The sequence below is a fragment of the Guyparkeria hydrothermalis genome, from assembly GCF_023555375.1.
GTDB classification, from domain to species: Bacteria; Pseudomonadota; Gammaproteobacteria; order Halothiobacillales; family Halothiobacillaceae; genus Guyparkeria; species Guyparkeria hydrothermalis.
The window spans coordinates 361,709-374,692 of the sequence record NZ_JAJSEE010000001.1 but is presented as its reverse complement, the minus strand read 5'-3'; the positions used below and the strand labels follow the sequence as shown (position 1 = coordinate 374,692).

General features: G+C 67.5%; 13 protein-coding genes. 7 read left to right on the top strand and 6 right to left on the bottom strand.

Annotation, left to right across the window (positions count from 1 at the left end):
- The first annotated feature begins 14 nt into the window (after positions 1–14).
- From hisC to pyrF, 7 genes are all read left to right on the top strand, one after another.
- Positions 15–1,166, top strand: coding sequence for a histidinol-phosphate transaminase (gene hisC / locus LV475_RS01675; RefSeq protein ID WP_136866357.1), 1,152 nt, complete (start codon positions 15–17; stop codon positions 1,164–1,166).
- On the top strand, positions 1,166–2,071 hold the full coding sequence (locus LV475_RS01670; protein WP_136866358.1) for a prephenate dehydrogenase: 906 nt from the start codon (positions 1,166–1,168) through the stop codon (positions 2,069–2,071). Before hisC ends, LV475_RS01670 begins: the two co-directional genes overlap by 1 nt.
- A 42-nt stretch (positions 2,072–2,113) precedes the next feature.
- The gene (gene aroA, locus LV475_RS01665) at positions 2,114–3,469 is read left to right on the top strand and encodes a 3-phosphoshikimate 1-carboxyvinyltransferase (protein WP_250105622.1); all 1,356 of its coding nucleotides are present in this window, start codon (positions 2,114–2,116) and stop codon (positions 3,467–3,469) included.
- A 19-nt stretch (positions 3,470–3,488) separates the two neighbouring features.
- Positions 3,489–4,157 (top strand): (d)CMP kinase, encoded by a 669-nt coding sequence (gene cmk, locus LV475_RS01660; protein ID WP_136866340.1) that lies wholly within the window; start codon positions 3,489–3,491, stop codon positions 4,155–4,157.
- Positions 4,158–4,319: 162 nt separating this feature from the next.
- Positions 4,320–5,993, top strand: coding sequence for a 30S ribosomal protein S1 (rpsA, locus tag LV475_RS01655; RefSeq protein ID WP_156574508.1), 1,674 nt, complete (start codon positions 4,320–4,322; stop codon positions 5,991–5,993).
- A gap of 220 nt (positions 5,994–6,213) precedes the next feature.
- The gene (locus LV475_RS01650) at positions 6,214–6,510 is read left to right on the top strand and encodes an integration host factor subunit beta (RefSeq protein ID WP_250105621.1); all 297 of its coding nucleotides are present in this window, start codon (positions 6,214–6,216) and stop codon (positions 6,508–6,510) included.
- Between the two features lie 2 nt (positions 6,511–6,512).
- On the top strand, positions 6,513–7,217 hold the full coding sequence (gene pyrF / locus LV475_RS01645; RefSeq protein WP_250105620.1) for an orotidine-5'-phosphate decarboxylase: 705 nt from the start codon (positions 6,513–6,515) through the stop codon (positions 7,215–7,217).
- 105 nt (positions 7,218–7,322) lie between these two features.
- On the opposite strand, the gene mltF is transcribed toward pyrF, so the two are convergent.
- From mltF to LV475_RS01615, 6 genes are all read right to left on the bottom strand, one after another.
- Entirely contained in the window at positions 7,323–8,792 is a 1,470-nt protein-coding gene (gene mltF, locus LV475_RS01640) for a membrane-bound lytic murein transglycosylase MltF (protein ID WP_197039085.1), read from the bottom strand.
- A complete protein-coding gene (gene ubiE / locus LV475_RS01635; RefSeq protein WP_250105619.1) occupies positions 8,789–9,532 on the bottom strand; it encodes a bifunctional demethylmenaquinone methyltransferase/2-methoxy-6-polyprenyl-1,4-benzoquinol methylase UbiE in 744 nt (247 codons plus the stop codon). The genes mltF and ubiE overlap by 4 nt, the downstream gene beginning before the upstream one ends.
- Positions 9,533–9,566: 34 nt before the next feature.
- Entirely contained in the window at positions 9,567–9,995 is a 429-nt protein-coding gene (locus LV475_RS01630; protein WP_250105618.1) for a gamma-butyrobetaine hydroxylase family protein, read from the bottom strand.
- Positions 9,996–10,009: 14 nt separating this feature from the next.
- Positions 10,010–11,344 carry an ATP-dependent protease ATPase subunit HslU gene (hslU, locus tag LV475_RS01625; RefSeq protein ID WP_284047183.1) on the bottom strand — a complete coding sequence of 445 codons (1,335 nt, stop codon included), beginning with the start codon at positions 11,342–11,344 and terminating at the stop codon, positions 10,010–10,012.
- The gene (gene hslV / locus LV475_RS01620) at positions 11,341–11,889 is read right to left on the bottom strand and encodes an ATP-dependent protease subunit HslV (RefSeq protein WP_156574496.1); all 549 of its coding nucleotides are present in this window, start codon (positions 11,887–11,889) and stop codon (positions 11,341–11,343) included. The genes hslU and hslV overlap by 4 nt, the downstream gene beginning before the upstream one ends.
- Before the next feature lie 80 nt (positions 11,890–11,969).
- Positions 11,970–12,980 carry a tyrosine recombinase XerC gene (locus LV475_RS01615; protein WP_250105616.1) on the bottom strand — a complete coding sequence of 337 codons (1,011 nt, stop codon included), beginning with the start codon at positions 12,978–12,980 and terminating at the stop codon, positions 11,970–11,972.
- Positions 12,981–12,984 lie beyond the last annotated feature (4 nt).

The window sequence follows — 12,984 nt, the reverse complement described above, 5'->3', positions numbered from 1 at the left end:
CGAGCGAGACGGCAATGACGTTCGGTCGCGTGCGTGACTGCGTCGCGGCGATCCGCCCGTACGTTCCGGGCAAGCCGGCCGAGGAGGTCGCCCGGGAGTACGGCGTGGCGGACGTGCTCAAGCTGGCCTCCAACGAGAATCCGCTCGGCGCCTCGCCGCGTGCGGTCGAGGCGATCCAGGCGGGCCTGGCCGACCTGCACGTCTACCCCGATGGCAGCGGGTTTCATCTCAAGCGGGCGATCGGCGAGCACTTCGGCGTGCGCTCCGAGCAGGTCACTTTGGGCAACGGCTCGAACGACGTGCTCGAACTGGTCGCGCGCGCCTACCTCGAGCCGGGCGTGAACGCCGTGTTCTCCGAGCACGCCTTCGCCGTCTACGCGCTGGCCACCCAGGCCGCGGGCGCCGAGGCCAAGGTGGTGCCGGCCCGGCCGGCGGACGACCCGGACATGCCCTTCGGGGCGAATCTTGAGGCGATGGCCGCGGCGGTCGACGAGCACACCCGCGTGCTGTTTCTCGCCAACCCCAACAACCCCACCGGCACCTGGGTCGAGGCCGCCGAGCTGCGTGCCCTGCTCGATGCCGTGCCGTCGGACGTGATCGTGGTGCTCGACGAGGCCTACACCGAATACGTCGACGACCCGGGGTTCCCGGATGGCATGGAGCTGTTGGCCCACTACCCGAACCTGGTGGTCACGCGCACCTTCTCCAAGATCTACGGCCTGGCCGCCCTGCGGGTCGGTTTCGCGGTGAGCGATCCGATGATCGCGAGCCTGCTCGACCGGGTGCGTCATCCCTTCAACGTCAACGCGCTCGCCCTGCGCGCCGCCGAGGCGGCACTCGAGGATCACGCGTTCATCGTGGAGAGCCGCGAGGTCAATCGCGCCGGCCTGGCTCAGTGGGCCGCCGCGGCCGAAGCCAATGGCTGGCAGAGCGTGCCCAGCCGGGCGAACTTCATCACCGTGATCACCCCGTTCGCCGCCGGACGCGCATTCGAGGCGCTACTGCGCGAGGGCGTGATCGTTCGGCCGCTCGGGGGTATGGAGGCCAAGGGCAGGTTGTCGCAGGCCTTGCGCGTCACCATCGGCACCGCGGAGCAGAACCGTCGGGCCATCGAGGCGCTCGAGCGGGTGCTGGCCCGTCTGGCTGACGAGGACGGCTCGGCATGATGTTCCGCCGCCTGGCCCTGATCGGCACCGGCCTGATCGGCGGGTCGCTGGCGCTGGCCCTGCGCGAGCGTGGCGAGGTGGGCGAGGTGGTCGGCTACTCGCGGCGCCTCGATACCCGCCTGGCCGCCGAGCGCCTTGGCCTGATCGACCGACCGGCCGACTCGATCTCGGAGGCGGTCGCCGGCGCCGACATCGTCTTTCTGGCCACGCCGGTCAAGGCGATGGACGCGGTACTGGGTGAGCTGGCCACTTGCCTGCCGGACGACGCGTTGGTCACCGACGGCGGCAGCGTCAAGGGCGCGGTGGTCGAGCGGGCGAGGGCGCATCTCTCGGCCTCGCAATTGGCCCGGTTCGTTCCGGGCCACCCGATCGCCGGTCGCGAACGCAGCGGCCCGGAAGCCGCGACGGCGGAGCTCTATCGCGGCCACCGCGTGATCCTGACCCCGATCGCGGAAAACCGTGCCGAGGACGTCGCCCGCATCGAGGCGATGTGGCAGGCGGTGGGTGCCCGGGTAGAGCAACTGGACGTCGCCCACCACGACCACGTGCTCGCGGCCACCTCGCACCTGCCGCACGCCGCGGCCTTCGCCATGGTCTCGTCGCTCGCCCGCCTGGCCGAGCGCTACGAGGTGTTCCGCTACGCCGCCGGCGGCTTTCGCGACTTCACCCGCATCGCGAGTTCCGACCCGGTGATGTGGCGGGACATCTGCCTCGACAACCGCGACGAGATCCTCGCGATGCTCGATCACTACCGCGCCGAGCTCGATTGCCTGCGCGACATGCTCGAGAGCGCGGATGGCGAGGCGATCGAGTCCTACTTTGCCGAGGCCAAGGCCGTGCGCGACGCGCTCTACCCGGCGGCGCAGGCCGACCTGACGAGCCGCCCCGACACGCGTGGCGCCTGACGCCCCGCATTCCTATCCCGTTCAACCTCGGATGACCGCGCCATGACCGCAGCTCATGACCCCGCTTCCCTGACGTTCCGCAGCACCGCGGCCCAGTCCCTCGAGGGCGAGGCGCGCGTGCCGGGGGACAAGTCGATCTCACATCGCTCGATCATGTTCGGTTCGCTCGCCGAGGGCACCACCGAGGTCAGCGGCTTTCTCGAGGGCGAGGACAGCCTCAACACCCTGCGCTGCTTCCGGGCGATGGGGGTATCCATTACCGACCCGGTCGACGGGCGCGTGACCATCGAGGGCGTCGGGCTGCACGGTCTGAAGGCGCCGGCGAAACCGCTGTACGTGGGCAACTCCGGCACCTCGATGCGACTGATGTCGGGCATCCTCGCGGGCCAGGCGTTCGATTCGGTGCTCGAGGGCGATGCCTCGCTCTCGCGCCGGCCGATGAAGCGGGTGATCGACCCGCTTACCGCCATGGGCGCACGGATCGAGTCCGGCCCCGAGGGGCGTTCTCCGCTTAAGATCCACGGCGGCCAGTCGCTCAAGGCGATCGACTACGCCATGCCGATGGCCAGCGCCCAGGTGAAATCCTGCGTGCTGCTCGCGGGCCTGTACGCCGAGGGCCGCACCTGCGTGACCGAACCGGCCCCGACCCGCGATCACACCGAACGCATGCTTTCGGGGCTGGGTGTTGGTATGCAGCGTGACGGGGCGCGGGTCTGCATCGAGCAGGGCGACGCCGGCGAGCGTCGGTTGGTCGGGCGCGCGCTCGAGGTGCCGGCCGACATTTCCTCGGCGGCGTTCTTCCTGGTTGCCGCCAGCATCGTTCCCGATTCGGACATCCTGCTCACCCACGTGGGCCTGAACCCGACCCGCACCGGGGTGATCGACATCCTTCAGGCGATGGGCGCGGACATTCGCATCGAAAACCGCCGCGAAGTGGGCGGCGAGCCGGTCGGTGATCTGCGCGTGAAGAGCGCCGAGCTTCACGGCATCGAGATCGACGAGGCGCTGGTGCCGCTGGCGATCGACGAGTTCCCGGTGATCTTCGTCGCCGCTGCCTGCGCCAAGGGCCGGACGGTGCTGACCGGCGCCGAGGAACTGCGGGTCAAGGAATCCGACCGCATCGCCGTGATGGCCGACGGCCTGCAGAAGCTCGGCATCGACGCGACCCCGACCGAGGACGGCATGATCATCGAGGGGCGCGGCGAGCCGGCCCCGTTTGGCTCGGCGACCATCTACGCCCAGGGCGATCACCGCATCGCGATGGCCTTCGCGGTCGCCGGCCTGAAGGCCCGCGGCGAGGTCACCATCCACGACTGCCAGTTCGTCGAGACCTCGTTCCCGGGGTTTGCCGAGCTGTTCAATCGCCTCGGCGGTTGCCTGGAGCTGTCGCGCCACTGAACACATTGGAGGAGATCCCATGGTCCCCGTCATCACCATCGACGGCCCCAGCGGGTCCGGCAAGGGCACCATCGCCCGTCGACTCGCCGCGCGGCTGGGCTACGGCATGCTCGATTCCGGCGCCCTCTACCGTCTGACGGCTCTGGCCAGCCAGCAGGCCGGCCTGGCGCCGCAGGCCCCGGAGATCATCGACATCGCCCGTCATCTCGCCTGCCGGTTCGACGAGGAGGGCAACGTCTTTCTCAACGAGGAAAACGTCAGCCGGGAACTGCGCACCGAAACCACGGGCGCGATCGCCTCGCAGATCGCCGCCCGCCCCGAGGTGCGCGAGGCGCTGCTGCAGCGCCAGCGCGACTTCGCCCAGGCCCCGGGGCTGGTCGCCGACGGCCGTGACATGGGGACGGTGGTGTTCCCGGACGCGCCGGCGAAGATCTTTCTCGATGCCAGCGCGGAGGTGCGCGCCGATCGCCGTTATAAGCAGTTGATCGAGAATGGATTCGATGCTAGTTTTACCGCCCTCGTCGAGGAGATCCGCCAACGGGATGAGCGGGATCGCAATCGATCGGTCGCGCCGCTGAGGCCGGCCGAGGATGCGCTAGTCGTTGATTCCAGTGATCTTTCGATCGACGAGGTGGAGGCCACGCTGTGGCGCTACATCCAGGATCGGCTTGCCGATCAGGACGCGTAGCGATACGGCGGGGCCATTGACTCGTGTTTTTGTACGGGCAATTCCGCCCGCTCAACAACCCGTCAGTCTGGCAAACCCAGGGATCGGATACGCCAGTGTTTTTTTACCACGACGGACAGCGTTTGGAACGTCCAGTCGTCAACCCTTTGGAAATGCGGATTAATGTCTGAAAGTTTTGCCCAGCTTTTTGAAGAAAGCCTCCAGAATGCCGTCATGCAGGCGGGCTCGATTGTCTACGGCAAGGTCGTGGACATCAACGATGATTACGTCACCGTCGACGCCGGCCTGAAATCGGAAGGGATCATCCCGACCGACCAGTTCCGTGACGAGAACGGCGAGCTGAACATCAACGTCGGCGAAGAGGTCGAAGTGGCCCTCGACGCCGTCGAAGACGGTTTCGGCGAGACCCGCCTGTCGCGCGAGAAGGCCTTGCGTGCCCGTGCGTGGAAGAAGCTGGAGAAGGCTTTCGAGAACGACGAGATCGTCACCGGCCGCATTTCCGGGAAGGTCAAGGGTGGTTTCACCGTCGAGCTCGGCGACGTCCGCGCGTTCCTGCCGGGCTCGCTGGTCGACGTGCGCCCGATCCGGGACACCACCTACCTCGAAGGCAAGGATATCGAGTTCAAGATCATCAAGCTCGATCAGCGCCGCAACAACGTGGTCGTATCCCGCCGCGCGGTTGTCGAGGAAGAGTACAGCGCCGAGCGCGAAGCGCTGCTCGAGCAGCTGCAGGAAGGCATGGTGCTGCGCGGTATCGTCAAGAACCTCACCGACTACGGTGCGTTCCTGGACCTCGGCGGCATCGACGGCCTGCTGCACATCACCGACATGGCGTGGAAGCGCGTCAAGCATCCGTCCGAGATGGTCAACATCGGTGACGAGATCGACGTCAAGGTGCTCAAGTTCGACCGCGAGCGCAACCGCGTTTCGCTGGGCCTCAAGCAGCTGGGCGAAGATCCGTGGAGCGACATCTCCCGTCGCTACCCGACCTCCACCCGCCTGTTCGGCAAGGTCACCAACATCACCGATTACGGCTGCTTCGTCGAGATCGAGGATGGTGTCGAGGGCCTGGTACACGTCTCCGAGATGGACTGGACCAACAAGAACGTCAACCCGGGCAAGCTGGTCAACGTCGGCGACGAGGTCGAGGTGATGATCCTCGATATCGACGAGGACCGCCGCCGGATCTCGCTGGGCATGAAGCAGTGCCAGCCGAACCCGTGGGATGCCTTCGCCGCGTCGCACACCAAGGGCGACAAGGTCGTCGGTCAGATCAAGTCGATCACCGACTTCGGCATCTTCATCGGCCTGGAAGGCGGCATCGACGGTCTGGTTCATCTCTCCGATCTGTCCTGGAGCGAGCCGGGCGAAGAAGCCGTTCGCCAGTTCAAGAAGGGCGAGGAACTCGAGGCGGTCGTCATCGCCATCGACCCGGAGCGCGAGCGCATCTCCCTGGGCCTCAAGCAGCTCGAGGACGACCCGCTGTCCAACTGGGCGGCCGAGCACCCGAAGGGCAGCATCGTCAAGGGCACGCTGCGTGAAGTTGACGCCCGCGGTGCCGTGGTCGAGCTGGCCGAAGGCATCGAAGGCTACATCCGTGCCTCCGATATCGCTCGCGAGCGCATCGACGACGCCCGCACCGTCCTGAAGGAAGGCGAGGAAGTCGAGGCCAAGTTCATGGGTATCGATCGCAAGAACCGCATGATCAGCCTGTCGATCCGCGCCAAGGACCACGCCGAGGAAGCCGAGGCGATGGAAGAGCTGAACAAGGCGCCGAGCACCTCGTCGCCGACCCTGGGCGACTTGCTCAAGGAACAGCTCGGCAAGTCCGAGTAATCCGGATCCTGCGATCCCGGAAAACGCCATCCTTCGTGATGGCGTTTTTTATGGGTAACCCCGACAATCCCTCGGCCACTGGCCGAAGCGAGGCCGAGAATCGGACCTCGTGCACCGGGGACGGGCAACCCTGTGAATTCCCGGCAATCGTCGCCCTGGGCGGCGGTTGCCACCTCATTTCAGCTGTGCGCCTTTCGGGGCGGCAACCGGAGAGTGACCGATGACCAAGTCGGAACTGATCGAACGGCTGGCCGATCGCCAGCAGTACCTGCCCATGCGCGATATCGAGACCTCGGTACGCCTGATGCTCGACGAGATGATGGACGCGTTGAGCGGCGGCGACCGGATCGAGATCCGCGGTTTTGGCAGCTTCTCGCTCAACTACCGTCGCCCGCGCCTGGGCCGTAACCCCAAGACGGGTGAGACCGTCTCGTTGGGGGCGAAGTACGTGCCTCACTTCAAGCCCGGCAAGGAATTGCGCGAGCGGGTCAACGCGGCCGTGAAGCGGGAGGACTGAGCGTGGCTTGCCACCGTTCCCAGCCACGCATCTACGTCGCGCTGGATACTGCCGACGAGGGACGCGTCCGCGATCTGCTTGCGGTGCTCGATCCGTCGCTCTGCGGGGTCAAGATCGGCAAGGAGGCGTTTACCGCCTTGGGCCCGCGCGCGGTCGAATGGGCCCGTGAGCGCGGGTTCCCGGTATTCCTCGATCTCAAGTTCCACGACATCCCCAATACGGTGGCCCAGGCCTGCCGGGCCGCGGCCGATCTGGACGTGGCGCTGGTCAACGTGCATGCCAGCGGCGGGCGACGGATGCTGGAGGCGGCGCGTGAGGCGATCGCCCCGGGCGCGGATGCCCCGGCCTTGATCGCGGTGACGGTGCTGACCTCGATGGAGGACGCCGACCTGGTCGAAGTTGGCGTGATCGATGGTGCCGAGGCGCAGGTTGAGCGGCTTGCGCGCCTGACCGCCGACACGGGGCTGGACGGCGTGGTCTGTTCGGCTCGCGAAGCGGCCGCGATGCGAGCGCTGTTCCCGGGCGAATCCGGCCTGGTCGTGACCCCCGGGGTGCGGCCGGCGGGCAGTGCCCGTGACGATCAGCGGCGTGTGGTCACGCCGGCCGAGGCGCTGGCCAACGGCGCGACCAGCCTGGTCATCGGCCGCCCCGTCACGGCGGCGGCTGAGCCGGGCAAGGCGCTGGAGGCCATCGTCGCCGAGTTGTGACGGTGACTGGCCGCGGCCTTCGCGATCGGTCGAGAACGACGAAACGCCCGCCTCGCGCTGCGAGACGGGCGTTTTTTCATGTCTGGCTCGTGGGTGCTCGAGACGTCAGTTGCGGACGGCGAGCAGGTCCTCGCGGGTCGCCACCCAGATCATCAGGTCATGGAAGGCCCGAATGTTCTCGACGTAATTCACCGTCTCGCTGCCCCGGGCGTAGCCGTAGCGCATCTCGCGGTAGATGGCCGGATCGGACAGTTGTGGCAGCCGCTCGCGCACGTCGGCCCACTGCGTGGGGTTGCCCCCTTGCTGCCGGGTCAGATCCAGGGCGTCGCTCAGGTGACCGATCCCGACGTTGTAGGCCGCGAGCGCGAGATAGGTGCGGTCGGGCTCGGTGGCTTCCTCGGGCACCAGCTCGCGCAGCTGGGCGATGTACTTGGCACCGGCCATGATGTTGGCCGTGGGATCGGCGGGGTTCGCAAGCCCCAGATCCCGGGCCGTGGGCAGGACGATCTGCATCAGCCCGTAGGCGCCCTGGTGCGAGACGGCGTCGGGGCGCCACTTGGATTCCTGATAGCCGAGCGAGGCCAGCAGACGCCAGTCGATCTCGTAGCGTTCGCCGGCCCGCCGGAAGGTGGCCAGATAGGGGCGGGCATGCGTTTCCAGGTCTTCCAGAAACCGCCGCGAGAGCGATTCGTCGAGCCGTTCGAACTGGGCGTAATGGCGGTCGACCAGCATCTTGAGCTGCTGGTCACTGCGCACCTCGGCGAAGAAACGGCGCGCCATGCCATGCAGTGACTCGTCGGCCTGGCGGGAGAATGCCCAGGCCAGCGCGACCGGCGGGCCGACGATCGGGCCGACGGCGACCTCGTCGGAGAGCTTGTGGGCGAGCAGGGCAATGTGCGACAGCGCCAGGGCGTAGTCGATCTTGCCGTGACGAATGCCCTCCAGGATCGCGAGCTTGTCCTGCGCCTCGACCAGCTCAAGACGAACGGAGTCGTCCTGCGCCATGACGCGCTCGAGCCACGACCGGCTTGCGGAGCCGGTCGGCAGGGCCAGCGTGTCTCCATCGATGTCGTCGAGCCCGGTGGGGACAGGGAGGTCCGTGGCATGGATCAATTTGCGGCTGACCGTCAGGTAGGGCGGCCCGAAGCGAAAGCGCTTCATGCGCGCCGGGTCGATGGCGAGCCCGGCCGCGGCCAGGTCGACCCGGTTGTCGGCCACCGCCTGGTAGGCCGCCTCGATCGTCGGCACCACCACGTACTCGACCTCGACCCCCAGCCGATCGGCGAAGCGGCCGGTGAGGTCGTACTCGAGCCCCTGGGGGCGGTAGCTGTCGGGGATGTAGAGGGTCGGCTCGATCAGGGTGGCGACGCGCAGTACGCCACGCTCGCGTACCTGCTCGAGCTGCGGGCTTCGCTTGAAGCTCTCGGCCACGTCGATCGCGGCCAGCCGGGCCGGCCGGTCGGCGGGCGTCCAGGTATGAACCCACCAGGAAAGTGGCGCGGCGAACAGCGCGCCCACGCCGATCAGCGGGATCAGCCAGCGTCCGATCCCACCTCGCGCCCGTGCCTCGGTCAAAATTTGAAGCCCACGTGTATGGCGACCACGCCGAAGGTCAGGTTGTGCACGTCGACGTGATCGAAGCCGTTGTCGAGCATCATGCGCTCGAGCGTCTCCTGGTCGGGGTGCATGCGGATCGACTCCGCCAGATACCGATAGCTGTCGGCGTCGTTGGCCAGCAGCTTGCCCATCACCGGCAGGGCCGAGAACGAGTAGGCGTCATAAACCCGCTCGACCAGCGGGTTGGTCGGCTTGGAGAACTCGAGGATCACCACGCGACCGCCCGGCTTGACCACACGCGCCATCTCGGCAAGCGCACGCGCCTTGTCGGTGACGTTGCGCAGCCCGAAGCCGATGGTCACGCAGTCGAAGCGATTGCTTTCGAACGGCAGGTCCTCGGCATTGGCCAGGCTGTACTCGACGTTGTTGAAGATGCCCTGGTCATCGAGCTTCTCGCGGCCGATCGAGAGCATGCTGGCGTTGATGTCGGAGAGCACCACCAGCCCCGTGTCGCCGACCAGGCGCGCCATGCGCGCGGCCAGATCCCCGGTGCCGGATGCCAGGTCGAGCGCCTGGCCGCCGCGCCGAAGGCCCGTGTACTCGAGGGCCACGCGTTTCCAGATCCGGTGGATGCCCAACGACATCGCGTCGTTCATCAGGTCGTAGCGAGCGGCGACCGAGTCGAAGACGGAACCCACCAGCCGGGACTTTTCCTCGCGCGGGACTTCCCGGTAGCCAAAGTGCGTCTTCTCGGTCATGCGTCGGTTCTCTCGTCAGGGGAACGGGGTGGGATCACTCCGGCTTGGCCGGTCCGGGGGACGATAATACATCGTAGGGCGTGGGCGGTTCTTCACGCTCGGGATCGCGCTCGATGCCTGCGGAAGACAGACGCCCAAGGTAGTAGTTCCAGTGCTCGTCGCGCCGCTCGCCCAGTTCGCGCAGCAGCCCCCAGTCGTAAAGCCCGGAATCGTGGCCGTCGTCGAACACCAGTTTGACCGCGTAGCGGCCCACCGGTTGCACGTCGACGATCTTCACGCGTTCCTTGCCCAGCACCAGCATCATCTCCCCGCCGCCATGACCGCGCACCTCGGCCGACGGGCTGAACACGCGCAGGTACTCGGCGGAGAGGTCGAATGCCGCGTCGTCGGGAAAGACCAGGTGCAGCGAGCGGCGGTCCTTGGCGAGACGGATCTGCTTCGGTGCGGGGTGGTGTTGTGCCATGCGGAACCTCGGACTTACAGGATGTAGCGGCTCAGGTCCTCGTCGCGCGCCAGCTCGCCCAGGCGTTCCTCGACGAAGTCGGCATCCAGCGTGAGGGTCTTGTCCTCGCCGCTTGCCTCGAAGCTGAGTTCCTCGAGCAGGTGCTCCATCACCGTGTGCAGGCGGCGTGCACCGATGTTCTCGGTGCGATGGTTGACCTCGAAGGCGATCTCCGCGATCCGCCGGATGGCCTCATCGCTGAACTGGATGCTCAGGCCGTCGGCGGCCAGCAGGGCAGTGTGCTGACGCGTCAGCGCGGCATCGGGTTCGGTGAGGATGCGCACGAAGTCGTCGCTGGTGAGTGCCTCGAGCTCGACCCGGATCGGCAGGCGACCCTGCAGCTCGGGGATCAGGTCCGAGGGGCTGGAGACGTGAAAGGCCCCCGAGGCGATGAACAGGATGTGGTCGGTGCGCACCATGCCCACCTTGGTGTTGACGGTCGAGCCCTCGATCAGCGGCAGCATGTCGCGCTGCACGCCCTCGCGGGAGACCTCGCCACCGCCATGCTCGGCCCGCTTGGCGACCTTGTCGATCTCGTCGATGAAGACGATGCCGTTCTGCTCGACGCGGTCGGCGGCCTCGGCGCGGATCTCCTCCTCGTTGACCAGATTCGCGGCTTCCTCGTCGGTCAGCGCGGCGAGCGCCTCGGCGACGGTCATGCGCCGCGTCTGGGTCTTGTCCTGGCCCATGTTCTGGAACATCGAGCGCAGCTGGCTGGCCATCTCCTCCATGCCCGGCGGGGTCATCACGTCGATGCCGGCCGGGGCCTGGCGCAGCTCGATCTCCACCTCGCGGTCGTCCATCTCGCCGCGGCGGATCTTGTCGCGGAACTTCTCGCGGGTGTTGCGATAGGCCTCCTGGCCGTGGCTGTCCTCGTTCTGCCACGGGTCGCGCGGGGCGGGCAGCAGGGCATCGAGTACGCGGTCCTCGGCGGCGACCTTGGCCCGGTCGCGTACCTCGACCATGGCCTCCTGGCGCACCATCTTCAGGGCGTACTCGGCCAGGTCGCGGATCATCGACTCGACGTCACGGCCCACGTAGCCCACCTCGGTGAACTTGGTCGCCTCGATCTTCAGGAATGGCGCGTTGGCGAGCTTGGCCAGCCGACGGGCGATCTCGGTCTTGCCCACGCCGGTCGGCCCGATCATCAGGATGTTCTTGGGGGTGATCTCGCTCTTGAGCGGCTCGTCGACCTGCTGGCGACGCCAGCGGTTGCGCAGGGCGATCGCGACCGCCTTCTTGGCGGCCTGCTGGCCAACGATGTGCTTGTCGAGTTCCGAGACGATCTGTGCGGGTGTCAGGTTCATCAGTCGAGTTCTTCGATGGTGAGCTTGTGATTGGTGTAGATGCAGATGTCGCCGGCGATGTGCAGCGCGGTTTCCACGGTCTCGCGGGCGGAGAGCTCGGAGTGGCGCATCAGCGCCGTGGCGGCCGACTGGGCGTAGGCGCCGCCCGAACCGATGGCGATCAGCGCGTCCTCCGGTTCGATCACGTCGCCGTTGCCGCTGATCGTGAGCATGGCGCTGCGATCGGCGACCACCAGCATCGCCTCGAGCCGGCGCATCATCCGGTCGGTGCGCCAGTCCTTGGCCAGCTCCACGGCCGAGCGCAGCAGATTGCCGCTGTACTTCTCCAGCTTGGCCTCGAAACGCTCGAACAGCGTAAAGGCATCGGCGGTGGCGCCGGCAAACCCGGCGAGCACCTTGCCGTCGTAGAGCGTGCGTACCTTGCGGGCGTTGCCCTTGACCACGGTGTGGCCGAGCGTGACCTGGCCGTCGCCGCCGATGACGGTCTGGCCGTTCTTGCGCAGGCAGAGGATGGTGGTGCCGTAGAGGGTGTCTTCGTGGTGAGCCATGGAAAACGGTCGGGTCCGGTTGATGGGTGGGCCGATGGGGCGATCTGAAGGGGAGACAGTGTAGGCGATGGATGGGCTTTTCAACCCGGCTCGTCGTCGCGCTTGGGGTCTTTTGGGGTGTCCTCCTGGATCGCCTCCCGGGTTCGATGCCGGGCCCGCGGATGCGCGCGCTCGTAGACGCCCATCAGGTGCTGGAAATCCAGGTGGGTATAGATCTGGGTAGTCGAGAGGCTCTCGTGGCCCAGCATTTCCTGGACGGCACGCAGGTCGCCAGAGGATTCGAGCACGTGCGTGGCGAAGGCATGGCGGAGCTGGTGGGGGTGCAGGGGGGCCTCGAGGCCGGCCTGGCGCGAGGCGCGGTTGAGTCGCAGCTGCACCGAGCGGGCCGACAGCCGCCGGCCCCGGTCGTTGATGAATACCGCCGGGCTGCCAGTACGGTCCCAGTCGCGACGGGCGCCCAGCCAGTCCTGCATCGCGGCACGGGCCTGCCGTCCGACCGGCACGATGCGCGTCTTGTCGCGCTTGCCGGTGACCCGCGCCTGTCCGGCGGCGAGGTCCAGATCGGTTAGGTCGAGGCCGACGACCTCGGCCAGTCGCAGACCGCTGCCGTAAAGCCACTCGAACAGGCAGCGATCCCGCAGCATGCGGATTTCCGTGGCGTGCCGTTGGGCCGGGGTCCTGGCCGAGTGAGTGGACTGGTCCGTACCCGGGCGGTCGAGCAGGCGGGAGAGCGTCTCGACATCCGGGGCGTCGGGGAGGCGTCGGGGCGCTTTCGGCGCCTTGAGCAGCAGCGGGTCGGCCGCGCAGTCGAGCCCCAGGCGTTTCCAGAAACCCAGCAGGCGCTTGACCGCGCTGACGTGGCGGGCGATCGAGCGGGGCGACTGGCCGGCACGGGCGAGCTCGGCGAGAAAGCGGCGCAGCGACCGGTCGTCGACCGCGGCGCTCGATTCGATGCCCTGGGCGTGGAGATGGTCGGCCAGACGCGCCCACGAGGCCAGGTAGGCCTTGCGGGTCAGCGAGTTGAGTCGGTGGTCGGCGGCCAGTGCCTCGCCGGCCCGTTCAAACGCCGTGTTGAGCGCGGCGGCGGGCACTGGG